The organism is Streptomyces sp. NPDC021080 (assembly GCF_044333225.1).
Classification (GTDB): domain Bacteria; phylum Actinomycetota; class Actinomycetes; order Streptomycetales; family Streptomycetaceae; genus Streptomyces.
On sequence record NZ_JBIRQM010000063.1, the window covers coordinates 1 to 1,549 of the forward strand.

Genomic DNA, 1,549 nt, shown 5'->3' on the forward strand with positions numbered 1-1,549 from the left:
GTGCTCTCTGAGCGGGTGCGGACGTGGCTGTTCGCTGTGCGGCCCGCTCGCCTAACCGGCGAGGGCGAGATTGTGCAGGCGCGCGATGCCGAGCATGGCGTGGTGGACGCCGTCGCCTTTGAGTCGGCAGTCGCGGAGGATCTTCCAGGTCTTCATGCGGGCGAAGACGTGCTCGACGCGGGCGCGGACCTGCTTGTGGGCTGTGTTGTGGGCTTCCTTCCAGTCGGAAAGTTCTTCGCCTTTGCGGCGGCGGTGGGGCATGACGAGTCCGGTGCCGGGATAGCCGCCGTCAGCGATCGTGGTGGTCTTGCCGACGGCAGCTTTGGCACCGGATTCCTCCCACGCCTTGCAGCCATTGCGGTTTCCCGGCAAGGGTCGGCCGACCAACACCACGAGCCGGGTGTCGGCGTCTATGACGACCTGGTGGTTCGTGGAGTACCTGTAGCTCTTCGACTGCGCGGCGATGGCGTGGTCGCGGGTGGGCACCAGGGTGCCGTCCACGATGAGCACGGCGTCCTCGACAAACCGCTTACGGGGCTGGAGCGCGAGCATCGGTCCGAGGTCATCGATGATCCGGTGGGCTGCAGATTTCGAAACGCCGAACAGCGGAGCGATCTGCCGCATCGTCAAGTTCGTCCGCCAGTAGGCCGCGACGAGCAGCGTCCTGTCCTCCAGCGGAAGGCTCCACGGCCGGCCCTTGCAGACACTGTCCGCACCCTTGCGCCGCAGCACGATCACCAGCTTGCTGAACTGGCGCGGGCGCAGTCCGGTGAACGGAGCTATCCAGGAAGGCTCCGACACCGCAATCACACCAGCCATTCCAAGATCGTCCCATTGGGTGACCAGCGGATTTGACCAGTTCTTCAGCTGCCGCTCAGTGGCGATCCCCAAGTGGGATCGTGGTGCGATCTTCTCGTCAGGCGTGTAAGCAGACGCTCCGCCGTACTGAAGACGGTGTCTTGCGGCGCTCCAGCCGAAGTCAGGGCGGCGCTGAGCCTTGCCGACGCTGACTCTGGCACTTCCGAGTCGGCCAGGAGGGGAAGGACCAGCAGGAGGCGGGCGGCCGTGTCATTGACACCTTCGGCCGCGGGGGACGGGCTGTCGGCGAGGCGGACCAGTTCATGCCACGTCAGCCCGGTCCCTGAGAGGTCTCCTTCCCAGTTGGCGATCTGCTGGGCGTGGCTCCGGCCCGGATGAGTGAGGAGGTAGTCAATGCCGTAGTCGCCGACCAGATTGCGGTAGATCACCACAACTCCGGGACCGTCTTCAGCCGGTACCCGGAACACCGGCCAGCGTTCGGGATCGAAGAGGACCTCGGACAAGGCATCGGTATCGGCGCCGTCATCGCCGAACCACTCTGGAACAGGACGCGTAGCACTCGACCCATCGCCGCACATCATGAGGTAGTTCGACCAGAAGCCCGGGCGGGCCAGCAGCGACTCGCCCGCAACCAGCGGGCCGTCGTCGTATCCCTTGATCAGCACCCCTGGATCCTGTCACCAGCCACTGACACGCCCCGATCCGGGATCGGTGTGAAGGCGCCTCCCTG

2 protein-coding genes are annotated in these 1,549 nt (G+C 65.6%); both read right to left on the reverse strand.

The window, feature by feature from the left end; all coding sequences use genetic code 11:
- Positions 1-51: 51 nt before the first annotated feature.
- Positions 52-819, reverse strand: a complete 768-nt coding sequence (locus ACH4S8_RS45115) for a transposase (protein ID WP_398405185.1) — start codon at positions 817-819, stop codon at positions 52-54.
- A gap of 44 nt (positions 820-863) precedes the next feature.
- Positions 864-1,484 carry a hypothetical protein gene (locus ACH4S8_RS45120; protein ID WP_398405183.1) on the reverse strand — a complete coding sequence of 207 codons (621 nt, stop codon included), beginning with the start codon at positions 1,482-1,484 and terminating at the stop codon, positions 864-866.
- Between the last annotated feature and the right edge of the window lie 65 nt (positions 1,485-1,549).